Genomic DNA, 19,525 nt, shown 5'->3' on the forward strand with positions numbered 1-19,525 from the left:
ACCCGGACACCTACGGGTCATGAGGTTTCCCGTGAAGTGGCTCACGACCACCGACCACAAGACCATCGGCACCCTGTATCTGGTCACGTCGTTCGCGTTCTTCTGCGTCGGCGGCGTGCTGGCGCTCCTGATGCGTGCCGAACTTGCCCGCCCCGGCCACCAGATCATGTCGAACGAGCAGTTCAACCAGGCGTTCACGATGCACGGCACGATCATGCTGCTGATGTTCGCGACGCCGCTGTTCGCCGGATTCGCGAACTGGATCATGCCGCTGCAGATCGGCGCACCCGATGTCGCCTTCCCCCGCCTGAACATGTTCGCCTACTGGCTCTACCTCTTCGGATCCCTGATAGCGGTGGGCGGATTCCTCACCCCGCAAGGGGCGGCGGACTTCGGCTGGTTCGCCTATGCGCCGCTGTCCGACGCCGTCCATTCCCCCGGGATCGGCGGAGATATGTGGATCATGGGTCTGGCGTTCTCCGGATTCGGCACGATTCTCGGCTCGGTCAATTTCCTCACCACCATCATCTGCATGCGGGCACCCGGCATGACGATGTTCCGGATGCCGATCTTCACCTGGAACGTCCTGCTGACCGGTGTCCTGGTCCTGCTGGCCTTCCCGGTCCTGGCCGCCGCGCTGTTCGCCCTGGAGGCCGACCGCCAATTCGGCGCGCATGTCTTCGACGCGGCCAACGGCGGCGCGCTGCTCTGGCAGCACCTTTTCTGGTTCTTCGGGCACCCGGAGGTCTACATCATCGCGCTGCCGTTCTTCGGCATCATTTCCGAGGTCATTCCGGTCTTCTCCCGGAAGCCGATGTTCGGCTACGTCGGCCTGATCGCCGCGACCATCTCGATCGCCGGTCTCTCGGTCACCGTCTGGGCACACCACATGTATGTGACGGGCGGGGTCCTGCTGCCGTTCTTCTCCTTCATGACGTTTCTGATCGCGGTGCCGACAGGCGTGAAGTTCTTCAACTGGATCGGCACGATGTGGAAGGGCTCACTGTCCTTCGAAACACCGATGCTGTGGGCCGTGGGCTTCCTGATCACCTTCGCCTTCGGCGGCCTGACCGGCGTCATCCTCGCGTCACCGCCGATGGACTTCCACGTCTCGGACACCTATTTCGTCGTGGCGCACTTCCACTACGTCATCTTCGGCACGGTCGTCTTCGCGATGTTCTCCGGATTCCACTTCTGGTGGCCGAAGTTCACCGGAAAAATGCTCGACGAGAAGCTCGGGAAAATCACGTTCTGGACGCTGTTCATCGGATTCCACGGCACTTTCCTCGTCCAGCACTGGCTCGGCGCGAACGGCATGCTGCGCCGTATCCCCGATTATCTGGCCGCGGACGGATTCACCACTTTGAACACCCTCTCGACCGTCTTCTCCTTCCTGCTCGGCCTCTCCCTCCTGCCGTTCCTCTACAACGTCTGGAAGACCGCGAAGTACGGGGAACGGGTCCCTGCCGACGACCCCTGGGGATACGGCCGTTCGCTGGAATGGGCGACATCCTGCCCGCCGCCGCGGCACAACTTCCGTACGCTGCCCCGTATCCGTTCCGAATCCCCGGCGTTCGACCTGCACCACCCCGAGATCGCCCACGGGATCGAGGCGAGCGGCGATGCCGCGACCGAGGCCGGCGGCGCCCCCAAAACCGGCTCCACGGCACGGATATGAGCGAGGGAACGCACATGGGTGAAGAAACGCGGACGGGCGGAGAACCGCGGGCCGGTGAACGGCCCCGAGCCGGCGAACGGACCCGGGCCATCGGGAGGACGCGGATGGACGAGGCGATCAACGAGATCGAGGGATATCTGCTCTGGGAGGCCGAAAGGGACCGCACCCGCACCCGGGCGGCGGCCTTCTGCGACGGACTGCCATGGCTCACCGACACCCAGCGGCAGGAGGTGGAACGCCGTTACTGCCAGGACCAGCACGCCACCTCGCGGGCCTATCTGGAACGCGTCGCGGTACGCAGCACGAGCCTGCGCGCCGAATACGACGGCGTCTACCGGGCGTTGCGCCGCCGGCTGATCACCGCGTGCGGCAGCGCCATGGTCGCCGTCACGGTGCTGGTGACCGTGATGTCCCTCGGTCTCGGCGGACGCTGAGTGCGAAGCGCCCGCCGGGACCGACGGCTCATGCCCTGATCACGGCCGGTCGGCCGGGGGCCGGTGGGTCAGCCGGTCACGGTGATCTGCGACCCGGCATCGGTGGTGTCGGCGACGCGGTACGTCGCGTTGAACGTCGAGCTGGTCGCCGTGGTCGGACAGCCGAAACCGCCCACGACCGTCACCGGCACCGAGGCGTTGGAGAAGGCGAGCGTGGACGGCGCCCCGTTGGTCCAGGTGCCGTTCACCGTCGCCGCTCCCGTGGGCGCCGCGGTCACCGTGCAGCTCGCCAGACCGCTGGTCTTCAGGACGAAGCCTGCGGTGGGGATGGTCAGCCCGGCCGTCACCGGCGCGCCGTTCTGCATGGCCACGCCCCAGTCGCCGGTCGTGGTGACCGTCGCGCTGACGCCCGGCATGCTCGTGGTGCAGGAGCCGTAGGTGGCAGGTGAGATGACGCTGCTCACCGGGCCTGCCGCATTCTGGTTGCCGGGCGCCGCCGGGACCTGCCCCGACGACGTCGAGGTGGTGCAGGTGACGGTCACGGAACCGGCCTTGAAGGTCGCCTTGCCGCTGAGCGTGGCGGTGAAGCCGTGCCCGGCGGGGCTGACGGTCGTGGACGCCGCGGCGGCGGTGGCCGGCGCCGGGGCGGGCTGCGCCGCCGCCGAACCCGGCACGGCGAACGACAGTCCGACGGTCGCGACGATTCCGGTGCCGACGGCGAGCAGGGCACGCGTGCGGGGTGTGGGGTACGTCATCTCGGGTCTCCTAGAGAGGGGTGGGAGTGCCGGAGGTGCGGTGGAGCGTGCGTGCAGGGTGCGGTGGTGCGGTGGTGCGGTGTGGGGGTGCGGGTGTGGCGCCCGCCCCGCGTGGAGCGGGTACGGGCGCACGTACGCGGCCGGGGTACTACGGCTGGACCGGCCGCGGGACCGGTCCCGGCCCATCCGCCGGCTCATCGGCCGGCTCCTGCTCCTGCGCCGCTTCCTGCTCCGGTGCAGGGTCAGGGACAGGGTCCCCGGCCGGGATCGGCTGCCACGCGAAGATCATCGCGCCGCCGAGGATCCCCAGGACCGTGCCGATCAGAAACCCGCCGAGATTGGACATCACCAGCGCCGCCGCCGCACACAGGACGGTGAGGACGCCGGCCAGTCCCCGGTAGTGCGGTGCGCACCACGCCGAGAGGCCCATCAGGATCATCACCGCCCCCATCAGCACGGACGGGATTCCGGCGATGCCCTGCTGCAGCATGATCTTCAGCGGTGCCAGGGGGATGGCGCAGATTTCCGCGCCGGCGATGACGGCCGCCAGACCGCCCCAGAAGGGCCGGCCCTTGCGCCAGCCTCGCCAGCGCTGCCAGATCAGAAGCATTCCTTCTTGCCCTTGGAGACCTTCATGCTGAGACCGGAGAGCTTGAAGGTGCCCGCGTTGGTCGCCCACGCCGTCTGCCGGAGCTTGTTGATGCTGACGTCGTCGGCCTGCTGGGCGAAGAGATCCTGCAGGCCCTGGGCGCTGGCCGGGCCCTTGTCCAGGGTGGAGGCGTCCCGGCCGATCTCGATGTTGTGGAAGGCCGCGTTGCCGGAGAGCTGGGTGGCGTCGACGAAGAGGTTCTCCGCCTCGACGGGCTTCCCGCCGCCACCGGCGCTGAGGTTGAGAGAGATATCTCCGAGAACGGGCAGGTGGGTGACGACCGACTGGCACAGGTTGTTCAGTTCGGCGGTCTTGATGGCGGTGACGGCGACCGGCAGGAGATCTCCCCGCGCGTTCGCGTCCACACTGCCGTACTGGGCGAATCCGTCGCCCTTGAGGCTGTCGGCGGACACCTTGAACTGCTGACCGGAAACGGCGAACGAAGCCGCCAGCGCCCCGTTGGCCAGGGCGATTCCCAGGGCGGCGGTGCCGGCGAGGGCCGGGACGGACAGCACGGCGAACTTCCGCCAGCTGATGCGTCCCGTGACATGTCTGCCGTGTGCGTCCTTCATGACGTGGGTCCCCTTCGAGGAGCGGTGGATCGCGGTGGATCGCGCTGTCGAAACGTGTGGGGGGAACATGGGGGGACACGCAGCTCCGCTGTCCTGCGGAGTACTGCGTGCGGAAGTGCGGAGAACTGAGCGCCGCACGCTGTGCGCCGCGCACGTCGAGCTGTGCGCTCCGCAGGGTCAGCTGTACGGGAATGTGCTGCTGTGCGCGAAAGTGGAGAACTGCCGAGTGTTACTGGCGAGTTGAATGTAAGTCTGCCAATGACCGCTGGCAAGGTTGAGGGAGCGACCGGTTTCGGACTACTGCGAAGCGGAGCCCTGCGCCCCGCTCCCGGAGCCCTCCTCGTGCCGCAGGATCTGCCCCAGCTCGGCCCTGACCCGGCGCTCCATCGCCCGCGCGAACTCCGCGTCCACCACGTCACCGGCCACCGGACGCAACGCCTCCACCGCCTCCGCGATGCGCCGCAGTTCGGCGGGGGAGCGATGATCCGCGCCCCCGGCACCGATCACATGCGTACGGATGACCTCCACGAACCGGTCCGCCAGCTCGGTCGCCCGGGACTGCGCGAACTCGCCGGCGTCCAGCACCACCGACAGCGGAACACCCTCCTTGACCAGCGCAAGCGTCCCGTCCAGCAGCCGCCGGCTGAGGTGGGTGACGGTGTCACCGTCGAGCGTGAGGTAGCCGAGCGCCACGGCCCGCCGGAGATTGGGCTCGGTCGCCTCATGGCCGAACATCGCCGCCAGCTCGTCCACGGTGAGCTTCACGGGCTCCTCGCGGGACCATTCGCGGGTCATCGCCCGCTCCAGACCGAGGAGTTCGGCGACCCCGCTGCCCTGCTCCCAGGCCGCGAGCAGCTCCGCGATGCCGTTAACGGCGTAGCCGCGGTCCAGCAGGCCGGAAATGAGCCGCAGCCGGGCGAGGTGCTCCTGCGAATACCAGGTGACCCGGCCCTCGCGGCGCGGGCGCGGCAGCAGCCCGCGCTCCTGGTAGTACCGCAGATTCCGCACCTTGACGCCGGCCGCCCGCGCCAATTCCGTTACGCGGTACTCCTGCTGACCTTCGGGCACGTCATTCACCCGGGAATCCTAGGGCGTGTTCGTGAAGTCCCCTCGTCCGTCCGTACGGCGGCCGTCCGCGGCGCCCCCGAAGGAGCGCCGCGGACACGGCAGGGGCGCCGGCCTCACCGGCTGACGGCGCGCCGGCCGACGGGGCACCGGCCCCCGCTCACCCGCGGAGCCGCCGCTTCAGCGGTACTGCACCTGGAGCTCCTTGACGCCGTTGAGCCAGGCGGAGCGGAGCCGGCGAGGGGCACCCACCAGGGAGATGTCCGGCATGGCGTCGGCAATGGCGTGGAAGATCAGGTTGATCTCCAGGACCGCGAGGGACTTGCCGAGGCAGAAGTGCGGCCCGCCGCCGCCGAAACCGAGATGGGGATTGGGGTCACGGGTGATGTCGAACGCCTCGGGGTGGTCGAAGACCTCCGGGTCGTTGTTGGCCGAGGAATAGAAGATGCCGACGCGCTGGCCCTTCTTGATGCGTGCGCCGCCCAGTTCGGTGTCCTGGGTGGCGGTCCGCTGGAACGAGACCACCGGCGTCGCCCAGCGCACGATCTCCTCCGCCGCCGTGTCCGGCCGCTCCCGCTTGTAGAGCTCCCACTGCTCGGGGTGGGTCAGGAAGGCATGCATCCCGTGCGTGATCGCATTACGCGTCGTCTCGTTCCCGGCCACCGCCAACAGCAGGACGAAGAAGCCGAATTCGTCCGAGCCGAGGTTCCCCTCGTCCTCCGCCGCCACCAGCTGGCTGACGATGTCCTTGGCCGGGCACTCCTTGCGCGCCGCGGCGAGGTTCATCGCGTACGAGATCAGCTCCATGGCCGCATTGGTGCCGACCTCTTCGGTGATGGCCAGTTCGGGGTCGTCGTAGGCGATCATCTTGTTCGACCAGTCGAAGATGCGGGACCGGTCGTCCTGGGGGATGCCGATGAGCTCGGCGATCGCCTGGAGGGGGAGTTCGCACGCGACGTCGGTGACGAAGTCCCCGGTGCCCTTCTGCCGTGCCTCGGCGACGATCCTGGCGGCCCGGTGGCGCAGCGCGTCCTCCAGGGCACGGATCGAGCGCGGGGTGAAGCCGCGCTGCACGATCTGGCGGACCCGGGTGTGCTCGGGCGGGTCCATGTTCAGCATGATCAGCTTCTGTACGTCGATCTGGTCGCGGGTCATCGACTCGTTGAAGCGGATGATCGAGGTGTTGAGGTTGGCGGAGAAGATGTCCGGCTTGGTGGACACCTCCTTGACGTCCTCATGGCGGGTGACGGCCCAGTAGCCGTCGTCGCCGAAACCCGCGATGCCGTGCGGCTGGGCGTTCCACCACACGGGCGCGGTCTGCCGCAGCTGCGCGAATTCCGGGAGCGGGACGCGGTTCTGGTAGACGTCGGGGTCGGTGAAGTCGAACCCTTCGGGCAACGCGGGGCATGGCATCGGCGACTCCTGGTCCGATCCGATCTGATCCGGCCCGGTCGGTTCCGGCCCGATCCTGACGATGTATCAGATGTTGGTCGCCGTGAAGGTAGTAACGAGTTCTACAAGTGGCAAGGGTCGTGGCGCTTCCCGTTGCGGGCAAGAGGGCATCCGGTGGAGGGAGGGTGCGCCCGGTCGCGGATCGGGATGGATGCGGCGCGGCGGAAGCGGGTGACGGGGGCGGGAGGGGTAACCGCGCCGGTCCGGCGTCGGCCGAAACCGGCCTGCCGGGGCCGGAATTGGAGGTCGCCGGGGGTCGTCGCGGGCCGGACAAGTGTCCTGCACGCCCCTTGCGCCGCGGGGTGCGGCTCATAAGACTGTTTGTGGAACTAGAACGCGTACTAGTTCTTCTTCCGCGGGTGCCGGGACGCCCGTGGACGTGAGGAGAGGACGAGTCAGTCATGGCCGCGGAACCCGTCATCGTCGAAGCCGTACGCACCCCCATCGGCAAGCGCGGAGGCGCGCTCGCCAACCTCCACCCCGCCTACCTCCTGGGCGAGACGTACCGCGAACTCCTCGCCCGCACCGGCATTCAGCCCGACTGCGTCGAACAGGTCGTCGGCGGCACCGTCACCCACGCCGGCGAGCAGTCCATGAACCCCGCCCGTAACGCCTGGCTCGCGATGGGCCTCCCGTACGAGACCGCCGCCACCACCGTGGACTGCCAGTGCGGGTCCTCCCAGCAGGCGAACCACATGGTCGCCAACATGATCGCGGGCGGCGTCATCGACATCGGCATCGGCTGCGGGGTCGAGGCGATGTCCCGGGTGCCACTGGGCAGCGGCTCCAAGCACGGCCCCGGCAAGCCCTGGCCCGACGAGTGGAACGTCGACCTGCCCAACCAGTTCGAAGCGGCCGAACGCATCGCCCGCAAACGCGGCCTGACCCGCGAGAGGGTCGACTCCCTCGGGCTCGCCTCACAGGAGCGGGCCGCCGCTGCCTGGGCCGAGGAACGCTTCAAACGGGAGACGTTCGCCGTCCAGGTGCCCACCACGGAGGAGGAGCAGGCGGCGGGCCAGGGCATGTGGCGGCTCGTCGACCGCGACGAGGGTTTGCGGGACACCACCATGGACGCGCTGGCCGGCCTCAAGCCCGTGATGCCGACCGCCGTCCACACCGCAGGCAACTCCTCACAGATCTCCGACGGCGCCAGCGCCGTGATGTGGGCCTCCAAGCGGATGGCGCGCGCCCTCAGACTCACACCGCGGGCCCGCATCGTCGCCCAGGCGCTGGTCGGCTCCGACCCGCACTTCCACCTGGACGGGCCGATCGACGCGACCCGCGCCGTCCTCGGCAAGGCCGGTATGTCCCTCAAGGACATCGACCTCGTCGAGATCAACGAGGCCTTCGCCTCGGTCGTCCTTTCCTGGGCGCAGGTCTTCGAGCAGGACCTGGAGAAGGTGAACGTCAACGGCGGCGCCATCGCCCTCGGTCACCCGGTGGGCGCCACCGGAGCCCGGCTGATCACCACCGCACTCCACGAACTCGAACGCAGGGACAAGGAATTCGCCCTGATCACCATGTGCGCGGGCGGCGCCCTGGCCACGGGGACCATCATCCAACGCCTGTAGCCGTCCCTGCGGGGCGGGCGAGGCCGAGGGAGGCGGCCCCTTCGCACTTCGGGGCGCCCTCCTCGTAGAACACGTCGAGTTCGGTGACCGTGAAGCCCGCGGTCGTCAGCATCTCGACGATCTGCCGGGTGAGATGGCATCCGCCCAGGAGGCGCTTCTGCAGCGGTTCGAGGCGGCGCTGCAGGCGGCGTACCTGCTCGTCGTCTTCCGGGGCCAGCCCGTGCTCGACGAAGTGCAGGGTGCCGGCGGGTGTGAGGACCCGCCGGATCTCGCGCAGCGCGGTGACGGCGTCGGGGATGGTGCACAGCGTCCAGGTGGAGAGGGCGGCGTCGAAGCTGCCGTCCTCGAAGGGCAGTGACTGGCCGTCCAGGCCTGCCCGCCGCACCGGGACGCGGGCGTCCCTGACGCGTTCGCCGGCGAGTTTCCATCCCAGGTCGGAAGGCTCGATCGCGGTGACGGAGCGGACGGTGGACGGGTAGAAGGGGACGTTGTGTCCCGAGCCGAAACCGATCTCGATGACGTCGCCCGAAAGGCCCGCGCAGACCCGGCGCCGCAGCGGTTCGTTGGTCTTCAGGCCGCAGGCGACGTTGATGAGGCGTGGCACGACCTGCTCGGAGTAGAAGCCCATCGCGACCTCCGGGGTCTCCCGTCCAGGATCCCACCGGAGCTGTCCGGATGCAGCGCTGCTGTCGGTGCCCGGGTGCGGGCCGTCCCGGACCGGAGGGTCTGCCCGGTCCGGGCGGCGGTCGTTCGGTCAGCTGCCGCCCGGAGGGGACGTGGCGCCCCCGTCGGACGGCCGTCGGCTGTCGCGGGAGGCCGCCGGAGCCTCGGGAGCGGCGTGGGTGCCGGAGGCGGGGTGGCGGGCGAAGGAGACCGGGACGTCGAAGGCGGCGCGGCGGGTGGCGCGACGCAGCGCCTTGAGGACGGTGGAGCCCAGGGTGAGGGTGAGGACGACGGTGACCACGGCCCGGGGGAGGTCCCAGCCGAGGGAGGTGGCCAGGCAGTACGCGATATAGCGCGCGAGGTTCTCGTTGAGCGGATCACCGGGAACGAAGGAGACGCCCGAGGCCAGGCTGCCGATGTAGGGCCAGCCCTGGAGGTTCATGACCAGGCCGTAGAGGACGGCGGCGAGGGCGCCGTACACGGCGAGCACGGCCAGTTCGCGGCGGCCGCGCAGCCGGTCGGGTCCCGGCAGCAGGCCGGCACCCATCGATACCCAGCCCATGGTGAGCATCTGGAACGGCATCCACGGTCCGACACCGCCGGTGAGCAGCGCCGACGCGAACATCGCCACGGAACCCAGTACGAAGCCGAATCCGGGCCCGAGCACTCGCCCCGACAGCACCATCAGGAAGAACATCGGCTCGATACCGGCGGTGCCCGCGCCCAACGGGCGCATGGCGGCCCCGGCAGCGGCCAGCACCCCGAGCATGGCGATGGCCTTGGCGTCCAGGCCGGTATCGGCGATGGTCGCGACGACCACCGCGAGCAGCATCGGCAGCAGCGCGGCGAACAGCCACGGAGCGTCCTTGGAATGCGCCAGCCCGGAGGCGGAGTCGGCGAGCAGCGGCCATCCGAAGGCCATCACGCCGATGCCCGAGACGAGGACCAGGGCGGCGAAGGAACGCCGGCCGAGACGTACGGCACGGGCCTGCCGCCCCCCGGAGGGCGCGGCACGCCGATCGGCGAAATCCTGCGGGGGCTCGGGCCGGTCCTGTGTCATGCGGTGGCCTCCAGCGCGCGGGCGACCTGCGGCACGGTCAGCCACGGCAGCGGGGCGAGGACCTTGGAGACCTGGGGGGCGAAGGACGGGGAGGAGACCACGACCTCGTCCGTGGGGCCGTCGGCGACGACCTCGCCGTCGGCGAGGATGACGACGCGGTGGGCGAGTTCGGCGGCCAGCTCCACATCGTGGGTGGCCAGGATGATGGAGTGCCCTTCGGCGGCCAGCGCGCGCAGCACCTCGATCAGGCGGGCCTTGGCCGCGTAGTCCAGGCCGCGGGTCGGCTCGTCGAGGAGCAGCAGGGGCGGGCGGGCGGTCAGGACGACGGCCAGGGCGAGGGCGAGGCGCTGGCCCTCGGACAGGTCGCGGGGGTGGACGGAGTCCGGGACGTCGGGGAGCAGCCGGGTGACGAGTGCCCGGCAGCTGCCGGCGGGTGCGTCCGCGTCCTGGTCGGCGGCCGCGCACTCGGCGGCGACGGTGTCCGCGTAGAGCAGGTCGCGGGGCTCCTGGGGCACGAGCCCGACGTGCCGCAGGAGCTCGCGGGGGCTGGTGCGGTGCGGAGTGGCGCCGCCGACGCGGACGGTTCCCGCGGCCGGCTGGTGCATCCCGACGAGGGTGGACAGGAGGGTGGACTTGCCCGCGCCGTTGCGTCCCATGAGCGCGATGGCCTCGCCGGGGTGTACGGCGAGGTGCACGCGGTGCAGGGCATCGATACGGCCCCGGTGCACGGTGAGCGCCGAGACGACCGCCGACGTGGCGGCGGAGGCACCGGCAAAAGCAGCAGGCCCTTCGGCGACCGCCGAATCCGTACCCGTACGCCCGCCCACGTCCGAACCCGTACCCGTACCCGTACCCGTCTCCAGGCTCACCCTCGATCCCGCCCCCGGTGCCTGAGGCGTGGTCCCCGCCAGGCGGTCGCGGAGGGGTGCGGCCTTGCGGCGGGCGTCGCGTACGGAGAGGGGGAGGGGGGACCAGTGGGCGAGGCGCCCGAGGGCGACGACCGGGGGGTGGACGGGGGAGACGGCCATGATGTCGGCCGGGGCGCCCATCAGCGGTGCCGCGCCGGGCGCGGGCAGCAGGATCACCTGGTCCGCGTACTGCACCACCCGTTCCAGGCGGTGTTCGGCCAGGAGCACCGTCGTCCCGAGGTCGTGGACGAGGCGTTGCAGCACCGACAGGACCTCCTCGGCGGCGGCCGGGTCGAGCGCGGAGGTCGGTTCGTCCAGGACCAGGACCTTGGGGTGGGTGGTGAGGACGGAGCCGATGGCGACGCGCTGCATCTGGCCGCCGGACAGGGTGGTGATGGCGCGGTCGCGCAGCTCGGCCAGGCCCAGGAGGTCCAGGGTTTCCTCGACGCGGCGGCGCATCACATCGGGGGCGAGGCCGAGCGACTCCATGCCGTAGGCGAGTTCGTCCTCGACGGTGTCGGTGACGAAATGCGCCAGCGGGTCCTGCCCCACGGTGCCGACGACATCGGCGAGTTCGCGGGGCTTGTGGGTGCGGGTGTCGCGGCCGTCGACGGTGACGCGGCCGTGCAGGGTGCCGCCGGTGAAGTGCGGGACGAGCCCGCAGACGGCGTTCAGCAGGGTCGACTTGCCGACGCCCGACGGACCGACGAGGAGGCACAGTTCCCCTTCGGGAACGGTCAGGTCGACGCCCTGGACGGCGGGCACGGTGGCGTCGCCGTAGGTGACGGAGACCTGCTCGAACCGGATCACTGGGGGGCCTCCTTCTGGGGCGGGTCATTGGTGCGGCCACGGCCGGCCGGCGGGGAGGCGCGCCCGGCGGTCCGCCGCCCGGCTGCCTGAGCAGCGCCCTGGCCGGACGCCTGCCCGGATGCCTGACGAGAGGGCTGCCCGGATGCCCGGCCGGTTCCTCGGCCGGCCCCCTGCCCGGACGCACCCTGACGCGCACGCGCCCGGCCCCCGTTCACCGGCTCCGGCGCGATGAACGCCGGCAGCAGCCCGAGCAGCAGGGACAGCGCCGGCCAGAGAGGGAGGACGGGCGTGGTGAGGGGCACGGCGGGCGGGTGCAGCGCGGCGGGGGCGTAGTCGTTCGCCCAGATCATCAGGGCGGCGACGGCGATGCCGGAGCCGGAGACCGACCAGGCGCGGACGCCCCACCGTTCGGGCCGGTAGCGGCTGCGTACGGAGCGTCGGCCGCCGAGCCACAGTCCCGCGAGCGCGGCGGCGAGTCCGGCGAGCAGCAGCGGCAGACCGTAGCCGCCGCCGGTGTCGGCCAGCAGCCCGTAGGTGCCGGCGCAGACGCCGAGCAGCCCGCCGAGGGTGAGGACGGAGGTGGTGTGCCGTACGGCGCGCGGGACGCGGGCGGTACGGCCGTAGCCGCGGGCGTCCATCGCGGCGGCGAGGGCCACCGAACGCTCCAGCGCCCCCTCCAGCACGGGCAGTCCGACCTGGAGGAGCGACTTGACGCCGCGGTCCGGGCGGCCGCGCAGCCGGCGGGCGGCGCGCAGCCGCTGGACATCGGCGACCAGATTCGGTGCGAAGGTCATCGCGACGACGACCGCGACGCCCGCTTCGTAGAGCGCGCCGGGCAGCGATTTGAGGAGCCGGGCGGGGCTGGCGAGGGCGTTGGCGGCACCCACACAGATCAGCAGGGTCGCCAGTTTCAGTCCGTCGTAAAGGGCGAAGAGCATGCCCTCGGCGGTGACCCGGCCGCCGATCCGCACGCCCTTCGCCCAGTCGGGCAGCGGCACTTCGGGCAGCGTGACGAGGGTGTGCGTGCCGGGGATCGGCGAGCCGAGGACGAAGGCGAAGACCAGCCGGATGCCCATCACCAGCAGTCCGAGCTTGACGAACGCGCCGTACGAGCGGGCCCAGGGCGCGTCCGTGCGGCGGGCCGCGACGACATATCCGGCCACCCCGACCAGCAGCCCGAGCAGCAGCGGGTTGGTGGTGCGGGAGGCCGCGGTCGCCAGGCCGAGCGCCCACAGCCACCAGGCGCCGGCGTGCAGCGCGGTGGTACGGGTGGCTGTGGGGGCCAGGGCGGCCAGGGGGACGCTCATCCGCGGCGTCGGCGCGCCTGCCATACGGCGGCCGCGCCCAGTACGACGACGGCTGCGATGCCGCCGAGCAGTCCGGCCGACGGCCCCCCGTCGGCGCCACCGGACCCGCCGTCACCGGCTGCGGAGGAGCCCGCCCCCGGCGATGCCTTCGCCGACGGACCGGGCGTCCTCGATCCGTCCGATCCGCCGACCTGTTCGGCGCAGCCCGACTTCGGGTAGCCCGCGATGGCGCACAGCAACGCACCGGGGTCGTAGCGCAGCGGCTCGGCGACCGCTGCCAGCGCCTCGCCCGCCGTGGCGTCCTCGGGCACCCGGGCGCATTCCGCCCGGGGCTTCGGCGGCGTCTCGCCGTCCGGCGCGTCCGCGGCCGTGCCGAAGTCGACGACGACACCGACGCGCTTGGTGCCGCCCTTGGCGGGAGTGCCGTGGCAGATCGCGTCGAAGTCGGCGGGGGTACGCGGCTTGCCGGCGGCCGCGGAGTCGGCGCTGACCGCGAAGCGGAAGCCCTCGACGGCACCGTCGGCCGGCCGGACGGAGGACGGCCCCGCGGCGGCGTACGCCCAGGAGCCGTCCTTGCCGTCCCAGAACGACCAGTAGCGGTACTCCTGCGCCTGGGCGGGGGAGGCGGCCAGACCGGTGACGGTGCAGGCCAGCAGCATCGCGGCCGCGATCCGGGTGCGCGGGGGCAGGGTGCGCCGCATCAGAGCCGGCTCTTCTTCCGGCGGCCGCTCAGCAGGAAGCCGGCGCCCGCGCCGATGGCGAGGCCGATACCGATGACCCACCACACGTTGATCGTGCCGTCGCTGTCCTCGGAGTCCTTGGCGTCCTTCCCCGGGGCGGCGGACGGAGCGGAGCTGCCGGCCGGTTCGGGGCCGGTGGCGTTGAGCGCGGCCACCAGGTCCGTGCCGCCGAAGTTGCGCGGGTCGGTGCCGGTGGCGTGGGCGGCGAACACCAGCTGGGCGTAGGCGGCGGGGCCGCCGTCCTTCGCCCAGTCCGCGGAGTTCTTCTGCAGCCACTTCAGGGGCTGCTGGGCGGCGGCGCCGTGCGATCCGGCGGCCAGCGCGACGACGGCGTCGGCGGTGTTACCGACGTCGGGCTGCTTCTCGGCGCCCGGCATGGCGGACCGCAGATGCTGACCGTTCTCGTCGAGCCGGTCGACGAGGTACGCGGACGCGGCGTCCGCCGCCCGCTCGGCGTCATCGGCCGTCCGCTTCCCGCTGTCGCCGCCCTCCGTGCCGTCCTTACCGTCCTTGCAGTTCAGAGGCCGTACCGGCTTCTTGGCGTCCTTGCCGGCGGGTTCGACGACGAAGCCGTCGCCGAGGGCGCCGGTCGCCGCGGCGGCGGTGGCGTCGGTGTTCGGCGCCGCGCCCTTGAGCTGGAAGGTGAAGGCGCCCCGCTCGTCCGGCTTCGCCGCTGCCTGCTGATCGCCGTCCTTCGCCGCGGCGCAGCCCAGCTGGAAGGTCAGCAGCCCCTGGAACGGGCTCTTTCCCTTCTTGGACTGCACGCTCTCCGGCTTCTCGCCGCCCGCCGCGAGTGCGGCGATGGCGAGCGAGGTGGAGTTGGCGTCGCTGTCCGAGCCGGGCATCGAGCTCCAGCCGCCGTCGTCGTTCTGCACGGACTTCAGCCAGCTCACGGCCTTCTTCACGACGTCGCTGTGCCCGCCGAGCGCGGCGAGCGCCTGCACGGCGGCGGCCGTCTGGTTGGTGTCCCGCAGCGTCTTGGCGCCACAGGCCGTGCCCGGGTCCGCCCGGAACGCGGTGAACGCGCCGTCGGCGCACTGCTGCCCCGCCAGCCAGCTGACGGCCGGCGTCGCGGGCCGTACGCCCACCGTGTGCTGCGCGAGCAGCGCGAGCGACTGCCGCCACACCCCGTCGTACTGCGGGTCCTTCGTGCCGTACAGCGCGTCCGGCAGCTTCTTCGGCGACGGGGCCGGGGCCGGGGCGGCGGGGGAGTCGGCGAACGCGGCGGGGGCAGCGGCCGCGCCCAGCAGGGCGGCGACGGCCAGCGCCGTGCCGGCACGGCGCGCCAGGACGGCGGCGTGGCGCGCAAGGGGAGCCTGCGGAGCCATGGAAGCCATGGGGGCCATCGGGTCGGTGCCTCTCGGGTCGGTTCGCCGCGGTGGCACGCAGCCGCGCTCGGCCGGCCGCGCGCGCCGGTGGTCCGGTCGGGCGTGGTGGCACCGGGCTCAGCTCCGTATACCTCGACGGTGCCGCGCACCGGCCGCCCCTGAGGGACGGACGTTTCCGGTGGCGGGAGCCTTGGTCGCGTCCGATCGGGTACTCCGGCTCGTACGGCCGTGCGTACCGCGAGGTGCCGGTGGTACGCGGACGGGCCGTCCTGACGGTTGCGGGTCAGCGCCGGATTTGCACCGGCTTCCCCCGATCGGGCACGGATGAAGTTGTCCCGCACACCCTAACCGGCGGCCGGACGGTACTCGCTCGCACGTACGGGAAGGAGTGGGTTCGGTGCGCGCACGGGGTGGGGCGTGCCCGCGCCCGGCCCGGGGTGCCGGTGGCGGTCGTCCGCCCCGCCACACCCCTCGCGCGCGCTCGGCCCGCCCCTCACACCGCCTGGTAGGTCGCGGGGTCGGAGCCGGGCACCTGCTCGGCGTGGCCGAGTTTGACCAGGCGGCGCAGATGGGCCTCGGCCTCGGAGACGGCGATGGTGCGGGAGCCGTAGGGGATCTGCTCCCAGGGGCGGTTCCACTCCATGGACACGGCCAGCTGCCAGGGGGTGAGCGGTTCGTGGAGCAGTGCTCTCAGTCCGGACAGCCGCTCTTCGTGGTGAGCGATGAGCTCGCGTACGCGTCCGGCCGCGTCCGTGAACGCATGCTGATGGGCCGGCAGCACCTCGGCGGGGGCGAGCCGGCCGATCCGCTCCAGGGAGTCGAGGTAGTCGCCGAGCGGGTCGGTGACCGTGGCGTCGTCCGGGTCCTCGTACAGCCCGACGTGCGGGGTGATCCCGGGAAGCAGATGGTCACCGGAGAAGAGCCGGCCATACCCCGGCGGCCGCCCGCCCACCGCCCCCGGCGGCTCCTCCGCACGGTCCTCCGCACGGCCCTCCGCGCGCATCCCCGGATGCTCCTCCTCCAGATGCAGACACACATGCCCCGGCGTGTGCCCCGGAGTCCAGATGGCGCGCAGCCGGCGCCCCGGCAGGTCCAGCAGCTCGCCGGGGCTGATCTCGCGGTCCGGCAGTGCGGGCGGCCGACCGGGCAGGGAGCGGCCGCCGCCTTTGGCGCGGCGCGCGAGCAGCGGCGCCAGGTGCTCCTCCGGTGCGCCTGCCGCGGTGAGTCTGGCGGCCACGAAGTCGAGCCAGCGGCCCGGTTGCGCCTGGCGGGTGCGCCGTACGACGTCCGTGTCCGCGGCGTGCATCGCGATCCAGGCGCCGGAGGCCTCCCGCACGGCGGCGGAGAGTCCGTGGTGGTCGGGGTGGTGGTGCGTGATCAGTACGCCATGGATGTCGGTGAGGGCGAAGCCGCAGGCCGCGACGCCGGCGACGAGGGTGTCCCAGGAGTCCGGGTCGTCCCAGCCGGTGTCGATCAGCACCGGCCCGCGGTCGGTCTCCAGGAGGTGGACGAGGGTGTGGCCGAGCGGATTGTCCGGGATGGGGACGGCGATGCTCCACACCCCGCCCTTGTGATCGGTCACTTGCGTCATCCCGGTCCCCTCTCGGCGTGGCATGCAACCTCCCCGTGCGGCATGCGCCCTTCCGACGGCGCGTGCACCCATCACTATAACTAGAACTGGTTTCACTACGGCCTGAAGTGACCGGTCGCTCCGCGGAGTTGTGGCGCCACCCCGGCGCGGAGCGCGTCGCCGGGTCCGCGGCAGCGGCTGTCACCCCATGCTGCCGCGTCGAGCAGCCGGCCGCGTGTGCAGGCGGTCGCTCGGCACCGTGATCGCCCACCGGGGGGGGGCAGCGGTTCACCGGTGCCGGGATTCGGCCCGCGCCGTGGACTCCTCCCACTGGAACTGGTATCAGTTCCTGATGCGCCACGAATTCTGATGCAGCGTCAGTTGTGGCACCGGTACAGCGCAGTTGCAGCGTCGGTGACCGATTGCGGCCGACGGGCGGCCAACCCACAGGAGGCGGCAGCGATGAGCGACCTCGTCGAGCACGGAAAGCTCTACATAGGCGGTGAGCTGGTCGATCCGGCCGGCAGCGACACGATCGAGGTCGTCTCGCCGCACACCGAACAGGTCATCGGCCGCGTCCCGCACGCCTCGCGCGCCGACGTCGACCGCGCGGTGACCGCGGCCCGCACCTCGTTCGGCTCCGGGGTCTGGGCGAACGCCCCGCTGAAGGACCGGATCGCCGTCGTGACCCGCATCAAGGACGCCTTCGCGGTGCGCAGCGAGGAGATCGCCCGGGTCATCAGCTCGGAGAACGGCACACCCTTCACCTCCGGCGTCATGGTGCAGTCGCTGGCCGCGATGCTGGTGTGGGACGCGGCCCTCGCGGTCGCCCGCGACTTCCCGTTCGAGGAACGGCGCGACGGGATCCTGGGTCCGCTGCTGGTACGCCGGGAGCCGGCCGGGGTGGTCGCGGCCGTCGTGCCGTGGAACGTCCCGCAGTTCACCGCCGCCGCCAAGCTCGCCCCGGCGCTGCTGGCCGGCTGCTCGGTGGTGCTGAAGGTGTCGCCGGAGACCCCGCTGGACGCGTACCTGCTCGCCGAGATCGCGACCGAGGCGGGGCTGCCGCCCGGGGTGCTGTCGATCCTGCCCGCCGACCGCGAGGTCAGCGAATACCTGGTCGGTCACCCGGGCGTGGACAAGGTGTCGTTCACCGGCTCGGTGGCGGCCGGCAAGCGGGTCATGGAGGTCGCCGCGCGCAACCTCAGCCGGGTCACGCTGGAGCTGGGCGGCAAGTCGGCCGCGCTGATCCTGCCGGACGCGGATCTGGACGCGGCGGTGGCCGGCATCGTTCCGTTCGCCTGGATGATCAACGGTCAGGCGTGTGTGGCCCAGACCCGGATCCTCGCGCCGCGCAGCCACTACGACGAGATCGCCGAACGGTTCGCCGCGGCGGCGGGCGCGCTCAAGGTGGGTGACCCGCTGGACCCGGCCACCGAGCTGGGCCCGCTGGTCGCGCGGCGCCAGCGGCAGCGCTCGCTCGACTACATCGCGCTCGGCCGCCAGGAGGGCGCCAAGATCCTCACCGGCGGCGGAACCCCTGACGGTCAGCCCACGGGCTGGTACGTCGAGCCGACCCTCTTCGGCGACGTCGCCAACTCCATGCGGATCGCCCGCGAGGAGATCTTCGGCCCGGTCATCTGCCTGCTGCCGTACGAGGACGAGGCGGAGGCGGTACGGATCGCCAACGACTCCGAGTACGGGCTGTCCGGCTCGGTATGGACGGCCGACGTCGACCACGGCGTCGACATCGCGCGGCGGGTGCGCACCGGGACGTACTCGGTGAACACCTTCAGCATCGACATGCTCGGCCCGTTCGGCGGCTACAAGAACTCCGGCATCGGCCGGGAGTTCGGCCCCGAGGGCTTCGGTGAATACCTGGAGCACAAGATGATCCACCTGCCGGCGGGTTCCTGATGGGGGACCGCTGGCGGGTGGAGGTGGACCGGAGCGTGTGCATCGGGTCCGGGTTGTGCGCCGCCGCGGCGCCGGACGGCTTCCGGCTGGACACGGCCCGGCAGTCCCACCCGGTGGCGACGGAGGCGGACGCCGCCGAGAGCGTCCTGGCGGCGGCCGAAGGGTGCCCCGTGGAGGCGATCACCCTCACCGTCGCCGACACCGGCGAGCCGGTCTTCCCACCGGACGAGTGAGGCGGGGCGCCGGGCTGGGGGCGGGCGGGGCGAGGGGCCGCGCGGGCGAGGCCGGTCACCGCCCCCGCCCCCGGAGTTACCTGGGCGCCGTCACGTCGATCAGGCGGCAGACCGTTTCGATGTCGATCTTCACCTGGGCGATCGAGGCGCGGCCCGAGAGCCAGGTGATCAGTGCCGAGTGCCAGGTGTGCTCGATGACCCGCACCGCGGACAGCTGGTCGGGGGTGGGCGGGTCGTTCAGGGCCATCGCGTCGAGGATGATCGCGGTGGTCAGCCGGGAGACGGTGTCCACCTCGGGGCTGACGGAGCGGTCGGCGAAGGTCAGGGCGCGCACCATCGCGTCGGCGAGATGCGGCTCGCGCTGCAGTGCCCGGAACGCCCGCATCAGGGTCTGGGCGACCCGGGCACCCGGGTCGGGCTCCGAGGGCGGGCGCTTGCGGAGCGTCTCGTGCATGTGCTGCAGCTGGTCCTGCATGGTCGCCACCAGCAGGTGCACCTTGGACGGGAAGTAGCGGTAGAGGGTGCCGAGTGCGACGCCCGAGGACTCGGCGACCTCGCGCATCTGTACGGCGTCGAAGCCGCCGCGTCCGGCGAGCCGGGCGCTGGTGTGCAGGATGCGGCGGCGCCGGGCCTCCTGACGCTCGGTCAGGGGAGGACTCGCGGGAAGCGTCGGCTTGGCCGCCTTGGATTCCGTAGTCATATATCCCATTCCGTGGCATTCCCTCCGCGATGCGGCGAGCGCCGGTGGTGTGATCGGCACAGCATGGCAGGGGTCGGGTCGTGGCGCGAATCACCTGGTGCGACTCTTCTCGCTCC

General features: G+C 71.6%; 18 protein-coding genes and 1 riboswitch. Of the genes, 5 read left to right on the forward strand and 13 right to left on the reverse strand.

The genetic code is table 11. From position 1 onward, the window contains the following. The first annotated feature begins 19 nt into the window (after positions 1–19). Positions 20–1,678, forward strand: coding sequence for a cytochrome c oxidase subunit I (gene ctaD, locus ACIRQ7_RS14615; protein ID WP_404262566.1), 1,659 nt, complete (start codon positions 20–22; stop codon positions 1,676–1,678). A 104-nt stretch (positions 1,679–1,782) separates the two neighbouring features. Beyond that, on the forward strand, positions 1,783–2,112 hold the full coding sequence (locus ACIRQ7_RS14620) for a hypothetical protein (RefSeq protein ID WP_404262568.1): 330 nt from the start codon (positions 1,783–1,785) through the stop codon (positions 2,110–2,112). A 68-nt stretch (positions 2,113–2,180) separates the two neighbouring features. Here ACIRQ7_RS14620 and ACIRQ7_RS14625 read toward each other — a convergent pair whose 3' ends face one another. From ACIRQ7_RS14625 to ACIRQ7_RS14645, 5 genes are all read right to left on the reverse strand, one after another. After that, positions 2,181–2,867, reverse strand: a complete 687-nt coding sequence (locus ACIRQ7_RS14625; RefSeq protein WP_404262570.1) for a hypothetical protein — start codon at positions 2,865–2,867, stop codon at positions 2,181–2,183. A gap of 148 nt (positions 2,868–3,015) precedes the next feature. Next, complete coding sequence (locus ACIRQ7_RS14630) at positions 3,016–3,477, reverse strand: DUF6114 domain-containing protein (RefSeq protein WP_404262571.1); 462 nt, start codon at positions 3,475–3,477, stop codon at positions 3,016–3,018. Further along, positions 3,468–4,088 (reverse strand): DUF6230 family protein, encoded by a 621-nt coding sequence (locus ACIRQ7_RS14635; protein WP_404262573.1) that lies wholly within the window; start codon positions 4,086–4,088, stop codon positions 3,468–3,470. The genes ACIRQ7_RS14630 and ACIRQ7_RS14635 overlap by 10 nt, the downstream gene beginning before the upstream one ends. Positions 4,089–4,385: 297 nt before the next feature. Continuing rightward, a complete protein-coding gene (locus ACIRQ7_RS14640) occupies positions 4,386–5,165 on the reverse strand; it encodes a MerR family transcriptional regulator (RefSeq protein ID WP_404262574.1) in 780 nt (259 codons plus the stop codon). 168 nt (positions 5,166–5,333) lie between these two features. Continuing rightward, entirely contained in the window at positions 5,334–6,566 is a 1,233-nt protein-coding gene (locus tag ACIRQ7_RS14645) for a cytochrome P450 (protein ID WP_404262576.1), read from the reverse strand. 440 nt (positions 6,567–7,006) lie between these two features. Between ACIRQ7_RS14645 and ACIRQ7_RS14650 the strand changes: the two genes are divergently transcribed. Continuing rightward, positions 7,007–8,176 (forward strand): steroid 3-ketoacyl-CoA thiolase, encoded by a 1,170-nt coding sequence (locus ACIRQ7_RS14650; RefSeq protein WP_404262578.1) that lies wholly within the window; start codon positions 7,007–7,009, stop codon positions 8,174–8,176. Here the strand turns inward: ACIRQ7_RS14650 and ACIRQ7_RS14655 are convergent. The 7 genes from ACIRQ7_RS14655 to ACIRQ7_RS14685 all read right to left on the reverse strand — a co-directional run bounded on the left by ACIRQ7_RS14655 (position 8,160) and on the right by ACIRQ7_RS14685 (position 16,583). Continuing rightward, complete coding sequence (locus tag ACIRQ7_RS14655; RefSeq protein ID WP_404262579.1) at positions 8,160–8,804, reverse strand: class I SAM-dependent methyltransferase; 645 nt, start codon at positions 8,802–8,804, stop codon at positions 8,160–8,162. The genes ACIRQ7_RS14650 and ACIRQ7_RS14655 overlap by 17 nt on opposite strands. Before the next feature lie 126 nt (positions 8,805–8,930). Continuing rightward, positions 8,931–9,899, reverse strand: coding sequence for an ECF transporter S component (locus tag ACIRQ7_RS14660; protein WP_404262581.1), 969 nt, complete (start codon positions 9,897–9,899; stop codon positions 8,931–8,933). Continuing rightward, the gene (locus tag ACIRQ7_RS14665) at positions 9,896–11,617 is read right to left on the reverse strand and encodes an ABC transporter ATP-binding protein (protein ID WP_404262583.1); all 1,722 of its coding nucleotides are present in this window, start codon (positions 11,615–11,617) and stop codon (positions 9,896–9,898) included. Before ACIRQ7_RS14665 ends, ACIRQ7_RS14660 begins: the two co-directional genes overlap by 4 nt. Then, positions 11,614–12,948: an energy-coupling factor transporter transmembrane component T gene (locus ACIRQ7_RS14670; protein ID WP_404262584.1), complete on the reverse strand. Its 1,335-nt coding sequence runs from the start codon at positions 12,946–12,948 to the stop codon at positions 11,614–11,616. Before ACIRQ7_RS14670 ends, ACIRQ7_RS14665 begins: the two co-directional genes overlap by 4 nt. Then, positions 12,921–13,625, reverse strand: a complete 705-nt coding sequence (locus ACIRQ7_RS14675) for an SCO2322 family protein (RefSeq protein WP_404262585.1) — start codon at positions 13,623–13,625, stop codon at positions 12,921–12,923. Before ACIRQ7_RS14675 ends, ACIRQ7_RS14670 begins: the two co-directional genes overlap by 28 nt. After that, positions 13,625–15,001: a prenyltransferase/squalene oxidase repeat-containing protein gene (locus tag ACIRQ7_RS14680; protein WP_404262587.1), complete on the reverse strand. Its 1,377-nt coding sequence runs from the start codon at positions 14,999–15,001 to the stop codon at positions 13,625–13,627. The genes ACIRQ7_RS14675 and ACIRQ7_RS14680 overlap by 1 nt, the downstream gene beginning before the upstream one ends. A gap of 197 nt (positions 15,002–15,198) precedes the next feature. Next, positions 15,199–15,303, reverse strand: a riboswitch (cobalamin riboswitch). Between the two features lie 182 nt (positions 15,304–15,485). Then, positions 15,486–16,583 carry an MBL fold metallo-hydrolase gene (locus ACIRQ7_RS14685; protein WP_404262589.1) on the reverse strand — a complete coding sequence of 366 codons (1,098 nt, stop codon included), beginning with the start codon at positions 16,581–16,583 and terminating at the stop codon, positions 15,486–15,488. 441 nt (positions 16,584–17,024) lie between these two features. Between ACIRQ7_RS14685 and ACIRQ7_RS14690 the strand changes: the two genes are divergently transcribed. Continuing rightward, on the forward strand, positions 17,025–18,476 hold the full coding sequence (locus ACIRQ7_RS14690; protein ID WP_404262591.1) for an aldehyde dehydrogenase: 1,452 nt from the start codon (positions 17,025–17,027) through the stop codon (positions 18,474–18,476). Then, on the forward strand, positions 18,476–18,709 hold the full coding sequence (locus tag ACIRQ7_RS14695; RefSeq protein ID WP_404262592.1) for a ferredoxin: 234 nt from the start codon (positions 18,476–18,478) through the stop codon (positions 18,707–18,709). The genes ACIRQ7_RS14690 and ACIRQ7_RS14695 overlap by 1 nt, the downstream gene beginning before the upstream one ends. Positions 18,710–18,785: 76 nt before the next feature. On the opposite strand, the gene ACIRQ7_RS14700 is transcribed toward ACIRQ7_RS14695, so the two are convergent. After that, entirely contained in the window at positions 18,786–19,409 is a 624-nt protein-coding gene (locus tag ACIRQ7_RS14700) for a TetR family transcriptional regulator (protein WP_404262594.1), read from the reverse strand. Between the last annotated feature and the right edge of the window lie 116 nt (positions 19,410–19,525).

The sequence above is a fragment of the Streptomyces sp. NPDC101393 genome (assembly GCF_044767385.1).
Taxonomy (GTDB): Bacteria; Actinomycetota; Actinomycetes; order Streptomycetales; family Streptomycetaceae; genus Streptomyces.